Annotated in this window: 13 protein-coding genes; 5 read left to right on the top strand and 8 right to left on the bottom strand. The window is 70.4% G+C overall.

Annotated elements, in window-relative coordinates; translation table 11 throughout:
- Positions 1-147: 147 nt before the first annotated feature.
- The 8 genes from V1634_RS12175 to V1634_RS12140 all read right to left on the bottom strand — a co-directional run bounded on the left by V1634_RS12175 (position 148) and on the right by V1634_RS12140 (position 13,270).
- Positions 148-2,760: a pectate lyase family protein gene (locus V1634_RS12175; protein WP_331207864.1), complete on the bottom strand. Its 2,613-nt coding sequence runs from the start codon at positions 2,758-2,760 to the stop codon at positions 148-150.
- A gap of 187 nt (positions 2,761-2,947) precedes the next feature.
- Entirely contained in the window at positions 2,948-4,570 is a 1,623-nt protein-coding gene (locus V1634_RS12170; RefSeq protein WP_331207863.1) for a pectate lyase family protein, read from the bottom strand.
- Between the two features lie 134 nt (positions 4,571-4,704).
- On the bottom strand, positions 4,705-6,066 hold the full coding sequence (locus tag V1634_RS12165) for a pectate lyase family protein (RefSeq protein WP_331207862.1): 1,362 nt from the start codon (positions 6,064-6,066) through the stop codon (positions 4,705-4,707).
- Positions 6,067-6,320: 254 nt separating this feature from the next.
- Positions 6,321-7,553 (bottom strand): Gfo/Idh/MocA family protein, encoded by a 1,233-nt coding sequence (locus V1634_RS12160; protein WP_331207861.1) that lies wholly within the window; start codon positions 7,551-7,553, stop codon positions 6,321-6,323.
- Positions 7,550-9,055: a mannitol dehydrogenase family protein gene (locus tag V1634_RS12155; RefSeq protein ID WP_331207860.1), complete on the bottom strand. Its 1,506-nt coding sequence runs from the start codon at positions 9,053-9,055 to the stop codon at positions 7,550-7,552. Before V1634_RS12155 ends, V1634_RS12160 begins: the two co-directional genes overlap by 4 nt.
- Positions 9,046-10,356, bottom strand: coding sequence for an enolase C-terminal domain-like protein (locus V1634_RS12150; RefSeq protein WP_331207859.1), 1,311 nt, complete (start codon positions 10,354-10,356; stop codon positions 9,046-9,048). Before V1634_RS12150 ends, V1634_RS12155 begins: the two co-directional genes overlap by 10 nt.
- A gap of 61 nt (positions 10,357-10,417) precedes the next feature.
- Positions 10,418-11,854, bottom strand: a complete 1,437-nt coding sequence (uxaC, locus tag V1634_RS12145) for a glucuronate isomerase (protein WP_331207858.1) — start codon at positions 11,852-11,854, stop codon at positions 10,418-10,420.
- Between the two features lie 87 nt (positions 11,855-11,941).
- A complete protein-coding gene (locus V1634_RS12140; RefSeq protein WP_331207857.1) occupies positions 11,942-13,270 on the bottom strand; it encodes a Gfo/Idh/MocA family protein in 1,329 nt (442 codons plus the stop codon).
- Positions 13,271-13,511: 241 nt separating this feature from the next.
- Here V1634_RS12140 and V1634_RS12135 point away from each other — a divergent pair, with 241 nt between their 5' ends.
- From V1634_RS12135 to V1634_RS12115, 5 genes are read left to right on the top strand one after another with little or no spacing between them, the layout of a single operon-like run.
- Positions 13,512-14,675: a LacI family DNA-binding transcriptional regulator gene (locus tag V1634_RS12135; RefSeq protein WP_331207856.1), complete on the top strand. Its 1,164-nt coding sequence runs from the start codon at positions 13,512-13,514 to the stop codon at positions 14,673-14,675.
- Positions 14,676-14,693: 18 nt separating this feature from the next.
- The gene (locus V1634_RS12130; protein ID WP_331207855.1) at positions 14,694-16,037 is read left to right on the top strand and encodes an ABC transporter substrate-binding protein; all 1,344 of its coding nucleotides are present in this window, start codon (positions 14,694-14,696) and stop codon (positions 16,035-16,037) included.
- A 31-nt stretch (positions 16,038-16,068) separates the two neighbouring features.
- Complete coding sequence (locus tag V1634_RS12125) at positions 16,069-17,052, top strand: carbohydrate ABC transporter permease (protein ID WP_331207854.1); 984 nt, start codon at positions 16,069-16,071, stop codon at positions 17,050-17,052.
- Positions 17,052-17,954 carry a carbohydrate ABC transporter permease gene (locus tag V1634_RS12120; RefSeq protein ID WP_107257454.1) on the top strand — a complete coding sequence of 301 codons (903 nt, stop codon included), beginning with the start codon at positions 17,052-17,054 and terminating at the stop codon, positions 17,952-17,954. The genes V1634_RS12125 and V1634_RS12120 overlap by 1 nt, the downstream gene beginning before the upstream one ends.
- Positions 17,955-18,013: 59 nt before the next feature.
- Positions 18,014-18,673 (top strand): hypothetical protein, encoded by a 660-nt coding sequence (locus V1634_RS12115; RefSeq protein ID WP_331207853.1) that lies wholly within the window; start codon positions 18,014-18,016, stop codon positions 18,671-18,673.
- Positions 18,674-18,756 lie beyond the last annotated feature (83 nt).

The following is an 18,756-nucleotide window of genomic DNA, read 5'->3' as shown; positions in this document are numbered from 1 at the left end:
GGGGGGGGGCGGGCGCGCCGGGGCCCCCCCCCCGCCCCGATCGTTTTCCACCGGACCTTCCGCCGGGGTCGCGGTGCCGGGCGACTCCGGCGGGCGCCGATCAGGTCACGGCGGAGCCGAGCGGCATCGGTGCCCGAACCCGGCCGGTCAGAGCCGGCCCGCGCCCGCACCCGCCGTGACGGATGCCTTGACCGTGCCGACGTTGTCGGCGGTGTAGCCGTACGGGACCGCGGCCACCGAGCCGTTGACCTCGCACGGGCCGGAGTTGGTCAGCGAGTTGTTCCGGGCCACCAGCCGTCCGGGATCGGAGTCGGCGTACCCGCTCGCCGACCAGCACGCCTGCTGCACGTTCTCGAAGACGTTCGCCTCGACGAGTACGCCGGCGTTCATGGTGGACGCGATCGCGTAGGAGTCGGCGTTGTTGTTGACGTTGGAGTAGTAGTTGTTGAAGACGTGCACCGTCTCGCCGAAGCGCACCCGGGGGCTGCGCTCGAAGGTCCGGTCGAACCAGTTGTGGTGGTACGTGACCCGCAGGTGACCCACGTCCTCGCCGGAGTTGCCGTCGGAGTGGCCGACCAGCGAGGTCTTCCAGTGGTTGCGGACGACGTTCCAGGACACCGTGATGTAGTCACCGGCGTGGGTGATGTCGAGCATGCCGTCGTAGAAGTCGGGATCGTCCTCGATCGTGCTGGACATCGTGTTGTGGTCGATCCAGATGTGGGTGGCGTTCTCGATCTGGATCGCGTCCCCGCCGGTCACCCCACGGATGTTCATGTTCTGGATGATCACGTTGGCCGGTTGCATGTCCTCGATGTTGAGGGTCGTACCGGAGATGCCGGAGTTCGCGCCGACGCCCCGGATCGTCTTGTTGGCCGTGATCTCCACGGTCCCCGAGCCGCTGAGCATGCCGTTGACCAGGATGGTCCTGGCTCCCGAGGACTGCGCCTGGGTCCGGAAGTCGGCGAAGCTGCTCACCGTCACCGTGGAACCGCCGGCACCGCCGGTGGTGCCACCGGCCTGGGCGGCCCAACCGACCAGACCGGTCTGCGGCGGGCCGCTGGTCGGCGGCGGCGTCGTGGCTGCCGGCGTGGTCGGCGCGGGCGTGGTGGGCGCGGGCGTCGTCGGGTTGGTCGTCGGACCGCCGGGCAGCCCGACCCGGCCCACGCCGGCCTGGGCGGAGACCACGGCCTTCATGTCGCAGGCGGTCTGCACCGTGTACGGGTACGGCGGGTTGCTGACGCTGCCGCCGGTCTGGCCGGAACCTGAGTTGATCAGACAGTTGTTCCGGGCCACCAGCCGGCCGTCCCCGGAGTCTCCCTCGCCGAGGTGGTACGGGTCGTCGACGTTCTCGAAGTAGTTGCCCTCGACGATCACGCCGGCGTTCTCCGTCGACGCGACACCGTAGTTCCCGGTGTTCAGGTAGTAGTTGTTGTAGACGTGCACCTGGTCGCCGAAGCGGACCCGGGGGTTGCGCTGGTTGGTGTTGTCGAAGAAGTTGTGGTGGTAGCTGACCTTCAGATAGCCGACGTCCTGGGCGGCGTTGCCGTCGTCGTGCCCGAGCAGCATGTTCTTGTCGGTGCCGTCCGCGTGGTTGTACGAGATCGTCACGTACGACGAGCCGCGCTTGACGTCGACGCCGCCGTCGGCCCCGGTGGTCCAGGTGTTGTGGTCGATCCAGATGTGGTGCGAGAACATCTGCACGTTGACCGCGTCGTCGTCCCAGTTGCGGAAGTTGAGGTTCCGCAGGATGACGTTGTGCACCGCGTTCGACGGCGGCGAGGTGATGTCGTCGTCGATCGGCAGCCCGATGTTGAGGCCGCCGCCGGTGAAGCCGGAGTTGGCGCCGAGGCCGACGATCGTCTTGTCCGAGCTGACCTCGTGCATCGGACCGGGCAGGTCGATCATGCCGCTGACCTGGATGATCTTCGGTCCGGCCGAGGCCGCCTCGGTGACGAACTGCGCCGCCGAGTTGACGGTGACGGTCGGGCCGCCCGCCCCTCCGGTGGTGCCGTTCTGGCCGAGCGCGCTGACTCCGGCCCAGCCGTCGGCCACGTTCGGGCCGGGGTTGCCGGTCGGCGGCGGGGTGGTGGTCGGGCCACCGGTCGGCGGGGTGGTCGGGGTACTCACGCTGTCGCTGACCAGTACGTCGTCGAAGTTGGCGGTGGCGTTGAAGGTCGCCACCCCGATCCGGCCGGTGCCGTAGGAGCTGTCGGTGCCCTCGGTGAGCAGGGTGCCGTTGACGTACCCGCGCAGCGAGCTGCCCGACACGTCGAGCCGCAGCGTGTGCCAGTTGTTCAGGCCGACGGTCACGCTCGCGGTGTCCAGGGTGGTCGCGGAGCCGCCGGAGAGCCGCTTCAGCTCGACCGTGTTGTTGCTGCGTAGCGCCAGGTAGTAGTAGCTGGTGTTGCTCTGCACCCGGGCCAGCAGCGCGACGAACCGGTTGGAGCCGTTGAACGCGGTCGGCTTGACCCGGGTCTGCACGGTGTAGTTGGCCCAGCTCTCGGTGCCGGCCAGGGCCCGGGCGTCGCTGCTGGTGCCGGACTGCTGGTACACCCGGCTGCCGTCGGTGGCGACCGACCAGGAGCCGCCGGACGTGGTCCAGCCGGTGGAATTGCCGTCCTCGAAGTCGTCGGAGAAGAGTGTCGCGGCCTGGGCGGTGGCGCCCATCCCGATCGCGAGGGCGACCGCGACGAACGCGGAGCCGGTCGCGACCAGGAGACCGCGACGACGATGTCTCCGCCGGGTTTCGGTGGTACTCACGGAACCTCCTCGGTTATGTGTCTGCCCTTTCGGGCACCGGCCTCGATCCAGAGAGCCGTCCATTGACAGTTATCGATCTTTGACGGTCACGTCGGCCCGGGGCGAAGCGCGGCGGACCGGGTGGGAGATGCGGCGGGCCGCGCGGCGGTGCGGAGATACGGCCGACACCGCCGCGCGCGAAGTCCCGCTAGAAGGGCAGCTTTCCGGTACCGCTGCCCGCCATCACCGTCGCCCGGATGCCGTTCGGGTCGGCGACGGTGTAGGAGTAGTAGCTGCTCGGCTCGGTCACCGAACCGCCGGAGTCACCCGGCTCGCTCGTACCGGCCAGCACGTTGTTCCGGGCGACCAGCCGGCCCCGGGAGCCGGAGTAGCTGATCGACCAGGGCACCTCGACGTCCTCGAAGTAGTTCCCCTCGACCACGCAACCGGAGTTGAGCTGGCAGGCCACCCCGACGTCGGTGTTGTAGACGAAGTAGTTGTTGAAGACGTGCACCGGGTCCCCGAACCGGACCCGGGGGTTGCGCTGCGGCGTCCGGTCGTACCAGTTGTGGTGGTAGGTGACCTTCAGGTACCCGGTGTCCTGCGCCGCATTGCTGTCGTCGTGCCCGAGCAGCATGTTCTTGGTGTGGTGATGGGTGTGGTTCCACGACACCGTCACGTAGCTGGCGCCGCGCTTGATGTCGATCAGTCCGTCGTAGCCGGCCGACAGGTCGTTGTGGTCGATCCAGATGTGGTGCGAGAACATCTGCACGTTGATCGCGTCGTCGACGGTGTTCCGGAAGTTCAGGTTCCGGATGATCACGTTGTGGATGGCGTTTGCCGGCGGGCTGGTCGCGTCGCTGACCGGCAGCCCGATGTTCAATCCGCCACCGGTGATCCCGGAGCTGGCGCCCACCCCGACGATGGTCTTGTCGGACATCACGTCGTGCATCGGGCCGGGCAGTGCGATCATGCCGTTGACCCGGATGTTCAGCGGGCCGGGCTGGCTGATCGCGGTGAGCAGGTCAGTGGCGTTCGAGACCGTCACCGTCGGGCCGCCGGCCCCGCCGGTCGTGCCGTTCTGGCCGAGCGCGTTGACCGAGGCGAAGCCGATCGGCGGGGCGCCCGGGTCGAGCGGCGGACCGGTCGGCGGCAGCGTCGGCCCGCCGGTCGGGCCACCGGTCGGGGGTGTGCCGGTCACGGTCGCCACCTCGACGTCGTCGAAGGAGGCGCTGGCGTACGAGGCGGCCAGGCCGACCCGCCCGGTCGAGAGTACGGAGTCGGTGGCCTGCACCGACAGGCTGCCGTTGACGTACCCGCGCAGCGTGCCGCCGGTCGCCTCCAGCCGGAGCGTGGCCCAGCTGTTCAGCGGTACGGCGCCGGAACCGCTGGCCAGCGCGACCGGCGCCGAACCGTCCCGCTTGACGAGCTGCACCCCACCGCCGCTGGTCACCACGAGCGCGTAGTAGCGGCTGGAACTCTGCGCCCGGGCGATCACCCCGACGTGCCGGTCGGCGCCGTTGAACCCGGTCGGCTTGACCCGGGCCTGCACCGAGTAGTCGCGCCAGGAGGTGGTGCCGGTGAGGGTACGCGCGTCGCTGCTGGTGCCGGACTGCCGGTAGACCCGGCTGCCGTCGGTCGCCACCGACCAGCTTCCGCCCGAGGTCGACCAGCCGGAGGAGTTGCCGTCCTCGAAATTGTCGGTGAGCAGGGTGTCGGCGAAGGCGGCCGGCGTCGCCACGGTCATCGCGGCGGCGGTGAGCAACCCGGCGGCGCCCGCGGCGGCGGCCAGCCGCCACCTCGGTCGTTCCCGGCGCTGGTTTTTGTGCACGGTGAACCTCCCGGTGGTGGTGTGGGGTGTGGGCCGCCGCCGGCGCGGCGACGGCGGCAGTGTGGGGGTACTGCGTTCTCGGCGGCGCCGCGCCGCCGCGGACCGGACCCGGCGGGACGACCGGGCCCGGGGGGCTACACCGGCAGCCGGCCGGCTCCGGCCAGGGCCTGCACCACCAGCGGTACGAGTGGAGCGGGCAGTACGGGTCCGGCCCGCAGCGTCGGCGTCCATCCGGCGTCGCCGCCCAGGTCGGGGTCGTGCTCGGCGTTGTACGCGGCCAGCAGGCTCACCGGCCGGGCCGGCTTCCGGCCCTCGCGTACCCAGTTGCCACGCTCGGTGAGCGCCGTGCCGTCCCAGTCGTAGAGCAGGTCCGCGGCGGTGATGCCGGTGCCGAGGGTGAAGTGGTTGTTCTCGGCGTGGACGGCCGACTGCACGCCGATCCCGATCGCGTAGCTGAAGCCGTCCCCGGCGAGCCGGTAGGCGTTGTTGTAGATGTCGACCCGGCCGAACCGCACCCGGGGCAGCCGCTGCCTGGTGCCGTCGAAGAGGTTGTGGTGCAGTGTGACGTCGAGCCGGCCGACGTCCGGGCCGACGGTGTTCGAGGAACCGATCAGCATCACCTTGTCCCGGGCCACGAACCGGTTGTACGAGGCGGTCACCCGGCTGGCGGTGTGCGTGATGTCGAGCGATCCGTCGTGCACCATGTACGGCCGTCCGAAATAGACCGGCAGCCCGCCGTCCGGGTTGTCGCCGTCGGTGAAGGTGTTGTGGTCGACCCAGACGTTCTCGCTGCGGCGTACCGACATCAGGTCGAACTGGGAGTTCCAGTTGCCGGCGTCGCCGTCGGTCGGCGACCAGGCCGGGAAGCAGTCCCGGGCGTCGGCGAGGGTCAGGTTGCGCACGATCACGTTGTTGGCGGTGTCCACCATCAGGGTCAGCCCGGCGAGGGTCGCGCCGCGCAGCCCCACGATGGTGGTGTTCGGGCCGACGTTTATCTGGGTCTGCCGGGTCTGGTTCGCCACCGACCGGATCCGGGCCTGCTCCAGCGGCCCGGACGGCGCCACCCGCCCCCAGGTCGCCGGGTCGTACGCGGCCAGGTACGCGTCGAGCGAGTACTCGGGGTCGGCCAGGTCCGCGCAGTCGAGCAGCCGCCCGTCGTCGGACTCGAACCCGTCGATCGCCCCCTTGACATAAATGATCTTCGGAGTGGCGTTGCTCCTGTTGGTGGCGTTGTCGCCGCCGAGCGCCCGGACCAGCTCGCTCCGGGTCCGGACCACGTGCACCTGGTCCGCGGCGGCCGCCGACCCGCCGGTGGTGCCCGGTCCGGCCGCGGCCCAGCCGTCACCGGCCGGCAACGCCTGTCGGCCCAGCAGACGGGCGCCCCAGGACAGTGCATCTCTGCCGTGTGCGTCGGCCGTCGCGGGCGCCGCCACCAGGGCGCCGGAGACCACGAGAAGACCACCGACCAGCGCCGCGGTCAACCTGCTCGATCGCATCGCACTCTCCGCGTCTGTCTACCGTTCGCCGGATCTCGTAATGCTTACGAAATCTCTTCTTATTGAAACGGTAGGTAGAGACGCTTAAAGGTGTCAATGCGTTCTGTTTGCAGATATGTTGCATCGAACGGGGACAATAACGAGGTGCCTCGGCGGCCCAGTGCCGAGTAGAGGCTATTCGGTCCGATTTCTATCGGACGATTGTCCCCGAGATTTGCAGTCCGTCGTCCGTTCTCACGCAGCCGGCCCGGCCGTCACGCATCGCCCGTCTCCCTCTGCACCGCCGTCCGGTGCGGCTTCACCGCCCACGGCACACCCAGTTCCGACAGGAGCGCGCCCTCCGCCGCCGCCCGGCGCAGCGCCGCGTTGACCCCCCGGATCGTCAGTACCCGCTCCGGTCCGACCCCGGTCGCCACCACCCACCCGGCGTCGACCGACGCCGGTTCCGGAGCAGCCGAGATGGCCTGCACCAGGGCGGTGAAGGCCGCCGTACGGGAAAGCGGCGCGATCAGCGGCACGCCCGCCGGATCCGCCCGGTGCGCCAGCAGGTTCTCCAGCAGGTTCACCCGGCCCGGCACCTCGCGCGGCCCCGGGTCACCGGGCAGCGTCAACCGGTCCGTGGGGTATTCCAGCACCGCCCGACCGGCCGAGCCGTGCACGATCACCTCACCGGCGATGAAGTCCTCACCGGCGAGCGTGACCGCCGCCAGCACCGGCAGGCCGCAGCCGAGGGTCGCCCGCAGCGCGGCGGTGTCGTCCACCTCGATCGGTCGGGTCCGGTAGCGCTCCAGCTCGACCTGCGCCGGCCAGTCCGGCGCGGCGCCGTCGACCGCGCCCGACGGCGAGACCGCGCCGGCCGACACCGCCGCCCCGGCCACCGCCAGGCACTGCATCACCGCGTGGGCCAGCGGATTGACGAGTACGCCGTCCAGCGCCGGCCGCCCGTTCAGGCTGCGCCGGCCCGCCCACGGTGCGCGGGCGTAGTAGCCGTCGGTACGTTGCCAGGACGCCACCGTGGAGATCCCGGTGACCCGGCCCAGCCGGCCGTCGGCCACCGCCGAGGTCAGCTCGCGCAGCGCCACCGAGCCGAGCGCCTGGAAACCGATCTGGGCCACCCGGCCGTGCTCGGCCAGCGCGGCGGCCAGGGTGCGGTGCTCGGCCAGCGAGAGCACCGGCGGCTTCTCCAGCAGCAGGTCCGCGCCGGCCCGGATCGCGTCCAACGCGATCGGCAGGTGGGTGTGCGGCGGGGTGCAGATCACCACCACCTCCGGCCGGGTCGCCGCGAGCATCTCGCGATGATCGGTGAAGACGCCCGTACCGGGCGGTACCGGCGCGTCCGGCGCCGCCTCCACCGGGCGTACGTCGACCAGGGCGACCAGTTCCAGCCTCCCGGCGTCGTGCAGCGGGGCGATGATCCGGCGATGCCACATGCCGTGCCCGCTCGCCCCGACCAGTGCCACCCTCGGCGGTACCCCGACTCCGGTCATGCCGCACCTGCCAACGTCTTCTCCACCCCGTGCCGGTCCAGTGCGGTGAGCCACTCGACCACGAGGTCGCGTACCTCGTCGTCGGCGGCCAGTTCCGCCGGGAAGACCTCGGTCAACCCGAAGAGCGCCTGCACCGCCCCGGCCGGCGACTGCTTCCCGGCGGCCAGGGCCGCCCGGATCTGGTCGGCGAGCGGATCGTCCAGCGGCAGCGGCGTACCGTCGTCGGCCCGGCCCTGGGCGAAGCGTATCCAGGCCGCCACCACCAGGGCCGCCCACCGGGGCCGGGCCCCGGCCGCCCGCAGGTCCTCGACGGTGTGCAGCACCCGCTGCGGCAGCTTCTGCGAGCCGTCCATGGCGATCTGGATGGTGCGGTGCCGGAGCACCGGGTTGGCGAAGCGCTCCAGCACCTCCTCGCCGTAGTCGACCACCGAGACGCCGTCCGGCGGGGTGAAGCTCCTCGCCACGTCCTCGGCGATCAGCCGGCGCAGCACCCCGGCCAGGTGCGGGATCTCCAGCGCCTCCGCGATGGTCTCCCGACCGGCCAGCGCACCGAGGTACGCCGTGGCCGAGTGCACCCCGTTCAGCGCCCGGAGCTTGAGGCGTTCCCACGGGCCGGCGTCGTCGGTGAGTACCGCCCCGGCCTGCTCCCAGGCCGGTCGCCCACCCGGGAACCGGTCCTCGATCACCCACTGCCGGTACGGCTCGGCGGCCAACGCCGCCAGGTCGCTGACCCCGAGCGCCGCCTCCGCGTCGGCCAGGGTCTGCGGGGTGCTCGCCGGCACGATCCGGTCGACCATGGAGCAGGGGAAGCTGACGTTCTCCCGCAACCACTCGGCGATCCGCTCGGAGCGGCCGCCGGCGGCGTCGTCGACCACTCCGAGCGCCTGGCCGACCAGGCTGTGCAGCCGGTCCCCGTTCGACGGCAGGTTGTCGCAGGTCAGCAGGGTGATCGGCCCGGCATCGGCGACCGCGCGGGCCAGCAGGCCCCGGACCAGCAGGCCGGGCACCGTCTGCGGGGGCCGGTCGGTGGTCAGGTCGGCCAGCACCGCCTCGTCCGGCCGGAGCCGCCCGGTCGCCGGGTCGAGCTGGTACGCCTTCTCGGTCACCGTCAGCGTCACCACCCGGATCGCCGGGTCGGCCAGCAGCGCGACGATCGCCGCCGGGTCACTGGCCGCGTGCCGGACCTCGGCGAGCGCCCCGACCACCCGGGTCTGGTTGCCCGCCCCGGAGCTGCTGGTGACGCTGAACAGGCAGTCCTGGGCGGCGAGCTTGGTCACCATATCGGTGCTGCGCGGCGCCACCCCGACGATTCCCCAGTCACCACCGGCCGCCGCGAGCGCCTCCTCGGTGTAGACCGCCTGGTGGGCCCGGTGGAACGCGCCCAGCCCGAGGTGCACGATCCCGGCCGGTACCGCACCGGGCCGGACCAGCGGGCGGCTCGACTCCGGCAACTTGCGCAGTGCGCCGAGGCCCAGCCGCGACGCGCCGACGGTCACGCCCATACCGGGCCGTCCGGGAAGGAGTACTCGGCGATCGAGTCCGGCTTCATCGTGGAGCTGTAACCGGGCTGTTCCGGCAGCAGGTAGCGGCCGCCCCGGGTGCGTACCGGGTCGACGAAGTGCTCGTGCAGGTGGTCGACGTACTCGACCATCCGGCCGTCCAGTGAGGTGCCGACCCGCAGGTAGTCGAAGATCGCCAGGTGCTGGACGTACTCGCAGAGGCCGACGCCGCCGGCGTGCGGGCAGATCGGCACGCCGAACTTCGCCGCCATCAGCATCACCGAGAGCACCTCGTTGACCCCGCCGATCCGGCAGGCGTCGATCTGGCAGACCCCGATCGCCTCGGCCTGCATGAGCTGCTTGAAGATGACCCGGTTCGCCGCCACCTCGCCGGTGGCGACCCGGCAGCGCCCACCGGAGAGCCCGGTCACCGCCTCGGCGATCCGGGCGTGCCCGAGTACGTCGTCGGCGTGCGTCGGCTCCTCGATCCAGTACGGGTCGAACTCGACCAGCCTGGACATGTTCTCGATCGCCTCGTCGACGTCCCAGACCTGGTTCGCGTCCATCATCAGCAGCGCGTCCGGGCCGATCTCCTCGCGGATGATCCGCGCCCGGCGTACGTCGTCGTCGACCGGTCCGCCGACCTTCATCTTCATCGCCCGCCACCCTTGGGCGTACGCCTCGCGGGTCAGCGCCCGGACCTTCTCGTCCGGATACCCGAGCCACCCCACCGACGTCGTGTACGACGGAAAACCGTCCCGTTCCAGCTCGGCCAGCCGGTCGGCGAGGCCGACCTGTCCCTTGTCCAGGATGGCGACGGCCTCGGCCGGGTTGATCGCGTCGATGATGTGGTGGAAATCGACGTTGCGGACGAGTTCCTCGCTCGGCATCTCGGCGAGCAGCCGCCACAGCGGCTTCCCCTCCAGCTTGGCCCGCAGGTCCCATACCGCGTTGACCAGGGCGCCGGTCGCCATGTGGATGACGCCCTTCTCCGGCCCCAGCCAGCGCAGCTGCACGTCGGCGCTGAGCGACCGCCAGAACTCCACCGGCTCGGCGACGATCTCCGCCATGGTCTTCCCGACCACGTGGTGGGCCAGCGCCCGGATGGCGGCGCAGGTCAGCTCGTTACCCCGGCCGTTGGTGAAGGTGAACCCGGCCCCGAAGGTCCCGTCCGGCGCGTCCGTGCGCAACTCGACGTAGCTGGCCGAGTAGTCGCCCCGGTTGATCGCGTCCGAGCCGTCCCCGGCCGCCGCCGTCGGAAACCGTACGTCGTGCACGTCGACGCCGGTGATGGTAACCGTCACTGTGTTTGCCTTTCGTTCCCGACTGCGGGACTCACTCGCTGCGCTCGCTCATTCCTCGCGCTCACCGGGTCGGATCCCCGAGCTTGAAAACCTTCTTGGGCAGGTGGTAGGCGAGGTCGACGATGGTCTCGGCCGCCTCGTCAGCCGGCAGCCGGTGCTCGGCGACGAGCCGGGCCAGGAAGCCGGCGTCGATCCGCCGGGCCACGTCGTGGCGTACCGGGATGGAGCAGAACGCCCGGGTGTCGTCGACGAACCCGGCGGTGTTGTAGAAGCCTGCGGTCTCGGTGACCGCCTCGCGGAACCGGCGCAGCACCTCCGGCGAGTCCAGGAACCACCAGGGCGCGCCGAGGTAGAGCGCCGCGTAGCCGCCGGCCAGCGGGGCCAGCTCCCGGGTGAAGGTGTACTCGTCCAGCGTGTAGACGACCAGCCGCAGCCGGGGATCGTTGCCGTACGCGTCCAGCAGCGGGGTGAGCGCGTGCAGGTACTCGGTGGCCTGCGGGATGTCGCCGCCGACGTCCCGGCCGTGCTTGGCGTAGAGCCAGCGGTTGTGGTTGCGTACCGATCCGGGGTGCAGCTGCATCACCAGGCCGTCCTCGATGGACATCCGGGCGAACTCGACCAGCATGTGCGCCCGGAACGCCTCGGCGTCGGAGGCGGTGGCCTCGCCGCGCAGTCCGCGCTCGTAGAGGGCGCCCGCCTCCGCCTCGGTCAGCCGCAGGGTCAGCGCGGTCGGGTGGCCGTGGTCGGTGGAGGTCGCCCCGGCGGCGATGAACGCCTCGCGGCGGCTGCGCAGCGCGGCGAGGTAGCCGGGGTACCGGCCGGTGTCCTCCCCGGTGATCTCGCCGAGCCGGGCGACGTTGCCGGCCCAGCCGTCGAACTCCATGTCGACGACGTTGTCCGGCCGGAAGGTAGTGATCACCCGACCGCCGGGCCCGCCCCAGCCGTCGGCGGCGAGCTTGGCGTGCCGGCCCAGCTCGTCCAGTGGCGACTCGGTGGTGGCCAGTACCTCGATGTTGAAGCGTTCGAAGAGTGCCCGGGGCCGGAACTCCGGCTGGCCGAGCTGCGCCGCGATAGCGTCGTAGATCTCGTCGGCGGTCTCCGGGGAGAGTCGGGTCTCGATTCCGAAAACGTTCCGGAAGGTCTCCTCCAGCCAGAGCCGGCTCGGGGTGCCCCGGAACAGGTGCCAGTGCGCGGCGAAGCGCCGCCAGATGGTCCGCCCGTCCGTCTCCACCGGCTCGCCGTCCACCGCCGGTACGCCCAGCTCGGCCGGGGTGACGCCCTGGCTGAGCAGCATCCGGGTCAGGTAGTGGTCCGGCACGATGATCAGCCGTGCCGGGTCCGGGAAGGCGACGTCGTCGGCGAGGATGCCGGGGTCCACGTGCCCGTGCGGCGAGATCAGCGGCCGGTCCCGGACCAGCGCGTACAGCTCGCGGGCGATGGCCCGCTGGCTGGGCTCGGACGGGAAGAGCAGGTCGGGCCGGTCGGACGGTGCGGACACGGGCAAACTCCTCGCGGGTCAGAACTGTAAGGAAGGGCCCCTTCTTATCGTTTTCCGTTGTAGAAGGGCCCCTTCCTTGCAGCCGGGTCAGGGGATGGTTAGCAGTTCGGCGACGCGGACCGGCTGCCCGGTTTCGAAGGATCGGTTCGCGGCCAGGCCGGTGAGCAGGGCGAGTGCGCCGTCCTGGGCGGTGGCGGCCCGGTCCATCGGGTCGGTGTGGCCGCCGAAGAGGACCGCGGTCATCCGGGCGTCCGCGCCGCCGTGTCCGGTACGGGTGTAGCCGGAGACCGGTACCTCCCGGGGCTGCTCCCAGAACGGCCGCAGCGTGATCTTCGCCCAGCCCTCCTCCACGGCGGCCTGTACGCCGTGCAGCGCGGCGCCCTTCAGCTCGCCGGCCGCCTGCGGGCTGACGAAGTCGCTCTCCACCACCTCGAGTTCGAGCCGCCCCTTGCTGCCGTTGAACATCACCCGGTAGCCCTCCCAGGGTGCGTACGCGGTCAGGTGGTAGGTCATGGTGGCACCGCTGTCGTACTGCGCCAGCACCGACATGTCGTCCTCGATGGTCACCCCGGGCGCGAAGACGTTCTGGTCGCGGTGGTAGCCGTCCTCGGCCTCCGCCTCCAGGTAGAGCGCCCGCAGCCGGGGGTGGTCGGCCAGGTGCAGCGCGAACGGGTCGTCGGCGGCGGCCCGCGAGCCGTGCGCCCGGTCGTACGGGCGGGCGTAGCCGTGCCGCTTGCCGGCCACGTCGCCGTAGAAGAAGAGCCGGCCGGCGGCGTAGACCTGCACCGGCCTGGCGTCCAGCCACCAGTTGACCAGGTCGAAGTGGTGACTGGCCTTGTGCACCATCAGCCCGCCGGAGTTGGCCTTGTCCCGGTGCCAGCGCCGGAAGTAGTCGGCACCGTGGCGTACGTCGAGCAGCCACTCGAAGTGCACGGAGCCGATCTCGCCGATGGCGCCCTCGGCGAGCACCTCCCGGACCTTCTCGTGCAATGGGTTGTAGCGATAGTTGAAGGCGACCGAAACTTTCCGGCCGGTTTCCGCAACGGCGCGCAGGATCCGCTCGCACCGGGGCACGTCGGTGGTCATCGGCTTCTCGGTGATCACGTCGCAGCCGGCCCGCAGCGCGGCGACGATGTACTCGTCGTGCGTCCGGTCCACGGTGGTCACCAGCACCACGTCGACCCGTTCCTTCTCCAGCATGCTGGAGAATTCGCTGGCCAGGTAGGTCGGCACCGGCTCGAAGTCGAGTTCCGCGAGCCAGCCGTTGTGCGCGTTCATCCGGGCCGGGTTGACGTCGGCGAAGGCGACGAGTTCGGCCGTGTTCGGGTGGTCCAGCACCAGGGCGCGGACGAACATCTCCGCGCGCGCGCCCGTGCCGACCAGGGCGAAACGCTGCCTTCCCGGGGTTACCGTCATCCCAGCTCGCCTCCGTTGGCTGCAAAGGTTTGCAGGAGAAGTAACCACGCAACCCGGGCACCCGTCAACGGCAGGTAGTAAAGCTGCGGCCTATATCCGGATTTGTAACTATGGGAGTGCTCCCATAGCTGCGCACCGCAACAAAGCCGTAACCGAGCCCCGTTGACACCTGAGCAACCGTTTGCATTAATTGGCCAACCAAGTGACGGCAGACACACCGGCAGCCACAGAGAGGACTCGCGTGCCAGCCACCATTCGAGACGTCGCGCGGGCCTCCGGGGTGCACATCTCCACCGTCTCGCGGACGTTCTCGGCCCCACACCTGGTCAACCCGGAGACCCGGAACCGGGTGCTGGCCTGCGCCGAACACCTCGGCTACCGGCCGAACCGGGCCGCCCGGGCACTGATCACCGGGCGCACCCACAACATCGGCCTGATCATCGCCGACATCGCCAACCCGTTCTTCCCGCCGCTGATCAAGGCGGCGGAGAGCCAGGCCCGGCAGCGCGACTACCACATCTTCATCGCCGACACCAACGAGGACCCGGCGGCCGAGGAGGATCTGGTGCACGCCCTGGCCAAGCAGGTCGACGGCGTGCTGCTGTGCAGCCCCCGGATGAGCAACAGCCTGATCGAGCAGCTCAGTCGCGAGGTGCCGCTGGTCGTGATCAACCGCCAGGTCACCGGCCTGCCGGCGGTGGTGATGGACGTCGGCCAGGGCGCCCGGCTCGCCGTCGAACACCTGACCGGGCTCGGACACCGCGACCTCGCCCTGCTCGGCGGGCCACGCGGCTCGTGGACCAACCGGGAGATCCGCCGGGCGGCCACCGCCGCCGCCCGGGCCGCGGACGCCTCGCTGACCGTGCTCGGCCCCAACCCGCCCACCGAGGGCGGCGGCATCGCCATGGCCGAACAGGTACGCCGCAGCGGCGCCACCGCCGTACTCGCCTACAACGACCTGATGGCCATCGGCCTGATGGAAGGGCTGGACTCACTCGGGCTACGGGTGCCCCGGGACATCAGCGTGGTCGGCATCGACGACATCGCGCTGAGCCGGCTCACCCGACCCAAATTGACGACGGTGGCCACGCCAACCGCGGCCGCCGGCCGGACGGCCGTCGACATGCTCCTGCAACACGACGGTTCCGCCTCCGCCCGCGCCGGTCGCGGCGGTGGACGGACCAGCACCACCGACGACCGTCGCACCACCGCACAGGTAAGCCTGCAGACCGAATTGGTCATCCGCGACTCGACGGGTGTCGGTCCGGCGGCTTCGGCCGACCGGCCCGGAACGGCGGCAGCAGCCGACCGTCCGGGCGCGGCATCTCCTGCTCGCCCGGGCCCGCACGGCCATCCGGTCCCGGGCGACGTGACCGCGGCCACCCCCGAAAGTGTCGCCTCCTAACGCCAAGGAGTGAGCGAAATGCACCCCGCCACACCCCCGAGGGCAAACGTGCCTGCCGCGCGTAGCCGCCGTACCCTGCACCGTCGAGGCCTGCTCCGGCTCACCGCCGCGATGGTCGCCCTTCCCCTCGTGCTCGGCGCCACCGCCTGCGGCGGCGGCGAGGAGGCGAGTACCGACCCGAACGCCAAGGTCGAACTCTCGATCTTCTGGTGGGGCGGGGAGGCGCGCGCCAAGCTCACCGAGGAGGCCCTGGCGCTCTACACCGCCAAGCACCCCAACGTGACGTTCAAGAAGACCTGGCAGGCCAACCAGGGGTACTTCGACAAGCTCGCCACGTTGACCGCCGGCGGCGACGCCCCGGACATCTTCCAGATCGACGACAACTACCTGACCGAGTACGCGTCCCGGAACACCACGCTGGACCTGAACAAGTACAAGGACGAGGGGAAGCTCGACGTCTCCAAGTTCCCGAAGAGCCTCTACGAGTACGGCGTGGTGGACGGCAAGTTCGCCGGGGTCGCGTTCGGGGAGAACACCCAGGGCCTGGTCTACAACAAGTCGCTGCTCCAGAAGCACGGCCTGCCGGAGCCGACCATCGGGATGACCTGGGAGGCGTTCATCGCCTGGGCGGCGAACGCCAGCAAGGTCACCAAGGTCCCCGGCACGATGGACCCGAGCGCCGACTACAAGGCGTTCTGGGTCTGGCTGCGCCAGCAGGGCAAGGACCTCTACAAGGGCAAGGAGCTCGGCTTCACCGCCGACGACGTGACCAAGTGGTTCGAGCTGTGGAAGGGCGCCCGCGACCAGGGGGCAACCCCGACCCCGGACGTGATCCACGAGGGCAACGCCACCGACATCACCAAGCAGCTCGTGGTGACCGGCAAGGCGGGTACCTCGTTCGTCTGGGCCAACCAGATGCCGGAGCTGAAGAAGAACACCAAGGACGAGCTGGGCGTCGTCTCCTACCCGGGTGACCCGAGCGCGCAGTGGGCCCGGGCCTCGATGTACTTCTCGGTCTTCGGCAAGACCAAGCACCCGGACGTCGCGGTTGACGTGATCAACTTCCTGGCCAACGACCCGGAGGCCGGCAAGATCCTCGGCACCGACCGTGGCCTGCCGTCCAACCTGGACGTCCGCAAGGCCGTCAGCGACTCGGTGACCGACCCCGCGATGAAGCAGTCGATCCAGGTCGAGAACGAACTCGGCACAAAGTTCGGCCCGTCCCCGCAGGTGCCGCTGAAGGGGCACAGCAAGGTCCGGTCCGAGCTGATCAAGTTCGCCGAGGAGGTCCAGTACGCGCGGCAGACCCCGGCCCAGGCCGCCGCCGCCTACTACGAGGCCGCCAAGGCAGCGATCGCGTAGCGCGGTCACACGTTCGGAGAGGAGTTGGCTCGTGGCGTTGACCACGGCGCCCAACCCGACTCCGCCGGCCAGGGAAACCGTCCGGGCCTCCGCCAAGTCGCGGAGGCCCGGTCGGACCCGGCACGGCGAGGGTCTGGCCGGCTACGTCTTCCTGTCGCCCTGGCTGATCGGCCTGATGGCCGTCACGGCGATTCCCATGCTGCTGTCGCTCTATCTCAGCTTCACCAACTACGACATCCTGACCGACCTGTCGGACGTCGAGTGGGTGGGGCTGGCGAACTACGAGCGGATGTTCACCGCCGACCCGTCGTACTGGCACGCGGTGCAGGTGACGCTCTCGTTCGGGCTGATCGCCGTACCGCTGAAGCTGGCCGCGGCGCTCGGGGTGGCGCTGCTGCTCAACCGCGCCTGGCGCGGAGTCGGGCTGTTCCGGGGTCTCTTCTACCTGCCGTCGCTGCTCGGCGGCAGCGTGGCGCTGGCGATCGTCTGGGTCAGCATGTTCAACCGGGACGGCGCGTTCAACTCGTTCCTCAGCCTCTTCGGCATCGAGGGCAAGCCCTGGGTCAACGACCCGGACTGGTCCCTGGAGACCCTGATGGTGCTCGCCATCTGGCAGTTCGGCGCACCGATGGTGATCTTCCTGGCCGGGCTGAAGCAGGTGCCGACCGAGCTGTACGAGGCGGCGGCGGTCGACGGCGCCAACAAGCTCCGGCAGTTCGTCAACATCACGCTGCCGATGCTCTCCCCGGTGATCTTCTTCAACCTGGTACTGGAGACGATCAACGGCTTCCAGGGCTTCACCGCGGCGTTCGTGCTCAGCAACGGCACCGGCGGACCGGTCGACTCCACCCTGATGTACACGCTGAACCTCTACATCACCGGCTTCACCGAGCTGGAGATGGGCTACGCCTCCGCGATGGCCTGGGTCTTCCTGGTCGCGATCGCCCTGATCACCGTGGTCTTCTTCAGCACCGGCCGGTTCTGGGTGCACTACTCGGACGGAGACGGAAACTGATGGTCGCCCAGACTCCGACCCTGCCCCGCCCCGGCGGCCGGGCGACCGCCCGCCGTCGCCCGGGCGGCGCCGGCCGGCAGGCCGTCCGGCTGCTGATCCTGATCGCGATCCTCGCGGTGGTGCTCTATCCGCTCTTCTGGATGATCGGCACCTCGTTCAAGTCGCAGGAGGAGATCGTCAGCAACATCGGGCTGCTCCCCCGCGAGTTCACCCCGGGCAACTTCACCGACGGCTGGACCAACTTCGACGTCAACTTCGGCCGGTTCTTCTTCAACAGCGCGGTGGTCAGCCTGCTCACCGTGGTCGGCAACGGCATCTCCTGCCTGCTCGCCGCCTACGCCTTCGCGCGGCTGCGGTTCCGGCTGCGCGGGCTCTGGTTCGCCGTCATGATCGGGACGCTGCTGCTCCCCGGGCACGTACTGATCGTGCCGCAGTACATCCTGTTCCAGAAGACCGGGATGGTCGGTGCCGCCTGGCCGTACCTGCCGCTGGTGCTGCCGCAGTTCCTCGCCACCGAGGCGTTCTTCGTCTTCCTGATGGTGCAGTTCATGCGGGGCATACCGCGCGAACTGGACGAGGCGGCCAAGATCGACGGCGCCAGCTCGTACGGTATCTTCCGGCACGTGATCCTGCCGCTGAGCCGACCCGCGCTGGTCACCACGGCGATCTTCTCGTTCATCTGGACCTGGAACGACTTCTTCCGGCAACTGGTCTACCTCTCCGACCTGGAGGACTACACCGTGCCGGTGGCGCTGACCCTCTTCATCGACTCGACCAGCCAGAGCGCGGTCGGCCCGATGTTCGCGATGTCGCTGCTCTCGCTGCTGCCGGTCTTCCTCTTCTTCATCGCCTTCCAGCGGATGCTGGTCGAGGGCATCAACACCAGCGGGCTGAAAGGATGAGCCGGAGGGTCACGGCGGGGTGGTGTCGTGGTTAGCGCAGAGAGGTGCGGGTGACGAGCATGGCTGAGGGCCCGCGTCGGGCACCGGAGAAGGGACCGGCCTGGCCGGAGGAGCCGCTGCCGGCGGCGACCCGACCGGACTGGCGGGAGACCCTGCGTACCGCGAGCGACCTGGCGCTGCTCGGCATCGTCGTCACCCTCGCCTCGCTGCCGGTGGTCACCGCGGGCGCCGCGGTCGCCACCGGCAGCGCCGCGCTGCACACCTCCATCGAGACCGGGAGCTGGCCGGGGGTACGCCCGGTGCTGCGCGACTTCCGCCGGGCCGTACTCCCCGGCATCCTGCCCAGCCTGCTCGCCGGGATCACCGCCGTCGTACTCGCGGTGAACCTGCTCGCGCTGACCCGGGGTGTCGTACCGGGCGGCGCGGTGCTGGTCGCGGTCACCGCCGCACTGGCGGCGGCGGCCGGCGGCTTCGCCGGGCTGACCGTGGTACGCCTCGGCCAGCGGGGCGGCCGGGGCTGGCGGGACGCGCTCCGGGAGGCGTCCCGGACCGTCCGGGACCACCCGGCGACCCTGCTCGGCACCGCCGGCACCGTCGCGCTGGCGACCCTGCTCTGCGTGCTCATCCTCCCCCCGCTGACCCCGATCCTGGTCGGCTACACCCTCTTCGGGCTGCACGCCACCACCCGCCGACTCGGCCGGGCACCGGCCACCGGTTGACCCGCGCCGCCCGGTTTGACCCGCGCGCCGCCCGGTGCCGACGGAGTCGACGCACGGGCGGCCGTCGAGCACCAGCGCCGGCG

The organism is Plantactinospora veratri, assembly GCF_036421995.1.
GTDB lineage: Bacteria > Actinomycetota > Actinomycetes > Mycobacteriales > Micromonosporaceae > Plantactinospora > Plantactinospora veratri.
Note: the sequence above shows the minus strand (reverse complement) of the source record. Positions and strands in the feature narration are given on the sequence as shown.

Coding starts and splice junctions, on each gene's coding strand:
- V1634_RS12165 (WP_331207862.1), bottom strand. CDS start 6,066: ATGCGATCGAGCAGGTTGACCGCGGCGCTGGTCGGTGGTCTTCTCGTG.
- V1634_RS12160 (WP_331207861.1), bottom strand. CDS start 7,553: ATGACCGGAGTCGGGGTACCGCCGAGGGTGGCACTGGTCGGGGCGAGC.
- V1634_RS12155 (WP_331207860.1), bottom strand. CDS start 9,055: ATGGGCGTGACCGTCGGCGCGTCGCGGCTGGGCCTCGGCGCACTGCGC.
- V1634_RS12140 (WP_331207857.1), bottom strand. CDS start 13,270: ATGACGGTAACCCCGGGAAGGCAGCGTTTCGCCCTGGTCGGCACGGGC.
- V1634_RS12130 (WP_331207855.1), top strand. CDS start 14,694: ATGCACCCCGCCACACCCCCGAGGGCAAACGTGCCTGCCGCGCGTAGC.
- V1634_RS12120 (WP_107257454.1), top strand. CDS start 17,052: ATGGTCGCCCAGACTCCGACCCTGCCCCGCCCCGGCGGCCGGGCGACC.
- V1634_RS12115 (WP_331207853.1), top strand. CDS start 18,014: ATGGCTGAGGGCCCGCGTCGGGCACCGGAGAAGGGACCGGCCTGGCCG.